This is a genomic window from Arthrospira sp. PCC 8006 (assembly GCF_046480465.1).
Classification (GTDB): domain Bacteria; phylum Cyanobacteriota; class Cyanobacteriia; order Cyanobacteriales; family Microcoleaceae; genus Limnospira; species Limnospira platensis.
In genome coordinates this window covers 1-4,029 of record NZ_PKGG01000325.1, presented here as the reverse complement: position 1 = coordinate 4,029, position 4,029 = coordinate 1, and the positions used below count along the sequence as shown (strand labels likewise).

Annotated in this window: 3 protein-coding genes and 3 pseudogenes; 1 reads left to right on the top strand and 5 read right to left on the bottom strand. The window is 47.8% G+C overall.

Translation table 11 applies throughout. The annotated features are described in order from the left end of the window. A partial coding sequence (locus B9T16_RS26480; protein WP_410246157.1) for an HNH endonuclease occupies positions 1-376 on the top strand: 376 nt, incomplete at its 5' end. Between the two features lie 96 nt (positions 377-472). On the opposite strand, the gene panD is transcribed toward B9T16_RS26480, so the two are convergent. The 5 genes and pseudogenes from panD to B9T16_RS26455 form a co-directional block, all read right to left on the bottom strand. Further along, positions 473-838 (bottom strand): aspartate 1-decarboxylase, encoded by a 366-nt coding sequence (panD, locus tag B9T16_RS26475; protein ID WP_410246156.1) that lies wholly within the window; start codon positions 836-838, stop codon positions 473-475. A 270-nt stretch (positions 839-1,108) separates the two neighbouring features. Beyond that, positions 1,109-1,549, bottom strand: a pseudogene (locus B9T16_RS26470) (helix-turn-helix domain-containing protein); the annotation flags it as partial. 69 nt (positions 1,550-1,618) lie between these two features. Then, positions 1,619-2,897 (bottom strand): annotated as a pseudogene (gene iscB, locus B9T16_RS26465) (RNA-guided endonuclease IscB). Between the two features lie 189 nt (positions 2,898-3,086). Continuing rightward, positions 3,087-3,635, bottom strand: a complete 549-nt coding sequence (locus tag B9T16_RS26460) for an inorganic diphosphatase (RefSeq protein WP_006615875.1) — start codon at positions 3,633-3,635, stop codon at positions 3,087-3,089. Between the two features lie 214 nt (positions 3,636-3,849). Next, positions 3,850-4,029: pseudogene (locus tag B9T16_RS26455) on the bottom strand (RNA-guided endonuclease TnpB family protein); the annotation flags it as partial.

The window sequence follows — 4,029 nt, the reverse complement described above, 5'->3', positions numbered from 1 at the left end:
GAAACAAAGGCACGAGAATTGGTTGTTCCAAACCAAAGATGGGATACATCTATTCAAGCACGAGTGGACTCCAATTGTCAGACATACCCTAATACGCCCTGGCGCAACACCATACGACGGAAATTGGACTTACTGGGCAACCAGGARAGGACAAGCAATCGACACGCCAATTRGGGTAGCAAAACTACTCAAAAAACAAAAAGGTAGATGTACCTGGTGTGGRCAATTCTTTACCCCATCAGATTTAATTGAAGTAGACCACATTGTACCTAGAAGCCATGGCGGAAAGGATGAATACAAGAATCTTCAACTATTGCATCGCCACACCCGCGATGATAAGACAGCTCTTGACATAGAGATGTCGCTGTACTCTTAACAAAGAGACGGTCAGACTAGGAGCCGTATGAGGTGAAAGTCTCAAGTACGGTTTTGAATGGGAGGGGTAGACCTCACGGTCTATCTCGACCCCTAATTATTCATGGCCGCGAATTTCGATCACTTGATTTTTTTCGTCCACAAGAACCACTTTCGGCTGATGAGTGGGGACTTCTTCCGGGGTCAACTGCCCATAGGCCATAATTATCAGGCGATCGCCTGGAATGCCTAAACGAGCCGCCGCCCCATTCAATTGAATTTCACCAGACCCAGGTGGGGCAGGAATGACATAGGTAATCAGTCTAGCCCCGTTAGTGGTGTTAACCACCTGTACCTGTTCATTAACCAAAATTCCGGCAGTGTCCAGTAAGTTTTGGTCAATACTTATACTGCCGACATAATTAAGGTTAGCCTCAGTTATGGTACAGTTATGAATTTTAGCCAACAACAGGGTTCGATACATATTTTAAGGTCTCATCAGATCACATTGACATCCTCCCCGTAACCGGAAGGGGATTCCCAAACCTAACAATTTGGGTTTCTGGTTCTTTCCCCCTTTGGGGTTTTGAGCACCACTCCCGCAACTCCGGCTGTGTTCTGGTCTTCGGGTCGCCACCCAGACCGACACCGCCAGCCAGGCAGCTAAGATGCTGCTCCTGGCGTTTACGTCTGTCTCGGTCGTGATCAGTTTCCCAGTCGGGMCATTCCCACTCCCGGACCTTTAACGGGATTTTTAAGGGCGATCGTATCCGCAGTTTAAGCATCCCCTGTAGGGGCGGCCTCCACCGTCAGCCATGCCCAACACCAGCCCACTGGATAAACCCGCCCGATTAAAAGCCGCTTTGGTCAACTCAGCCCTTCCGCCCTTCCTCCTCTTTTTAAACTTCGGGTACTTCGTCTTTCCCGCGAAGAAGTTGGAAAATGCGGACTGCCAATGCCTGAGTCTCTGCGATCGCCGAACCGAACTGACCTRCTTGWTCAAGTCCAGCCCTTCCGTCTTGTTCCACCTCCTCAGCATCGAAGAAGTCTCGACGTAATCAATGCCCTCTTCTCCCTCGTACCAACCTTGGTTGGTGAGCGAAGTCCAACCATCAGTCCCCGTGGCTAATGGCTTGTTATACACCAGGCGAACACAACCCAAAGTCCTCCGCAACAGGTTTTCCTGTTCCGGGTAAAATCGGTATCGCTAGGCTTTCTCCGTCATCCTTGCAGTATATCTATAACCTGGTAATTACCTGACAACTCAGGAAAATTTATACAAATAGCCATCTCTTCTCAAAACAGGTTTCAAATCTATTGGTTTGACTGAAAACTGAGTTTTGTCAGGTTTGGTTAAAACAAAACTGCCGCGACTCGACGGGGTTATTCTACCGATTCCATGTGCCATCTGCTTGGCTATATCCCCGGTAAGCCATCCCTTAATTGGTTTTAATGGGTTATGGCGAATGGGAAGCCTCTTGTTAGGAGCCGCTTTTGGACGGCCACCGCGCCCAAAACAAGTAATTAGTAATGGCTGGTGAGTTTTGATTTTCAACCGGGGGGTGGGTGCTTTTTCCCACACAATCAGCGGCATCTAGCCAATGGGTTTTCGGTAGTCCTTGAACCGTCCGATTATATTTTGTTAAACCTCCAGTGCCAATTTCAATGGGTAATCCAGTTGGCTTCAGGCGGTTAAACAATGCCCATCGGGTAGAATTGACGGCTGCCGCATTTTTCAGGGGGGCTTGGGCCTGCACGCTACACCGCTTCAAGATTTCCGGTTTCGGCAAAAGAAACTGCTCGACCGGCTGAGAACCTTTTTTCTGATTGCATTTATGGCAAGCAATACCCAGATTGCTAACTCGGTCGAAACCACCCTGGCTTTTGGGCTGAATGTGTTCGATTTCTAAAGGGATATTTTGGCCGCCACAGTAGGCACACTGGTGTTGCCATTTCGTCAAGAGATATTCTCTCAACTCGTATCCAAATAAAACCCCTTGCTGGTATTCAACTCCAGATATTTCCGGGTTGGGCAGCTTTTGGGTGTCAAATCGTACCAACTCCATGGATATGTCCGTTATCGGGCGTGAGGAAATCAGTCGATTTACCCAGGTCAAGGTGGTTTCAACTCGATGTTTGAGGCTGGGAGCCAACCATCCTTCTTGGCGCTTTCTGTTATTGAATCGGGCTTGACGGTAACGAGTTTTTCGGCAACGACGGTGGCGGCGAACCACGCGACATGCAGTTAACTTGGCTCGGATTCTATCTCCTCTATGAGTCAATTCAGCCGCCCAGATAACTGTGTCCCGACTTTGATTAACTAAGGCAATACCCGTCACTGATGCCCCTGGGTCTAACTTGAGCCGTAATGCTTCATTGCCCGGGTTCTCAACAGTTTTCTTGAGTATAATTGTAAATGGATAAGTCCTAAACACTGCGGCTAAACCCTGCTTCAAAAGCTTTCTGGCTCTGGCCGGATGAGTGGGACTTAACGGTTGCCCCAGTGTGTCAACCACAAAAACGTAATTTTGGTAATTTGGCATTTAAGCTATCTCCCAGATGGGGTAATGTTGGCCTCGGTCATGTTAAAGGGGCTTTTTACGTCTAGCTCACTCGAGCTTACAAATCCACTCATCTCGTTCCTTAAAGATAGACGACAGAGCAACAGGCTCGCGTTCACCCGATGGTGTCATTACCCCCTTAACGTAGGTCTAATCCTGGACCTGCATCGATCATCTCCTTTGAGGAATAATTTCCGGCTCCTGCAGGAAATTACCGGATTTTATGCAAGAGGCTTGCACTATAGCTTGTACCTTGTCCACATCTTGCCAACCCAGAATTTCTGTGACTTTTTTCTCAAGATTTTTGTAGGTTCTGAAAAATTCCGCAATTTCCTCTAGGCGGTGAGGTGCGATATCTTTCAGAGATTTTACCTCACTATAGCGGGGGTCTTTGGCAGGAACACAGAGAATTTTCTCATCGCGATCGCCACCATCAATCATTTCTAGCATACCAATGGGCCGCGCCGCAATCACACAACCAGGAAATGTCGGTTGATCCATCAACACCATGCCATCAAGGGGGTCTCCATCATCCGCTAAAGTATTCGGGATAAACCCATAATCATAGGGGTACTGAACAGAGGAGTATAAAACCCGATCTAGGGCGAAGGCTTGTAAATCTTTATCAAATTCGTATTTATTTTTACTCCCCGCAGGAATTTCGATCAACACATTGACCAATCCTGGTTTCGGTTCCGGGGGAATAAGTGATAAGTCCATATTTGTCGTTCTCCAAGTTGATGTTTCATACTTCCCACTAAGGGGATTTATTCAGAGGCTAGGCTGGCTGAGATAGGATTACCCTTACCCCAGTGCTTGCCAAATCTTGCTCAGGGTTGACCCAGAAACTTAGCTTAACCGCCGATAAGCCCCGCGCTATAGCCGTAAGGTTAGCGTCCGGTTGACACTCTAGCGCCGTAGAAGGCGGAGATTTTTAAGAGATTTTCACTCTTAACGGCTGTGCCAAACAACCCCCAGACACTCCGCTTAAAGCATTGTGCTTACTTTTCCTCAATATATTAGCCGCCCCGTTACAGTCCGCGTTAACCAGAAAACCATCTTTCGTTCGATACAGCCCGCGTTTAAGCCGTTGGCTAGAGAATTTAGACTCTCT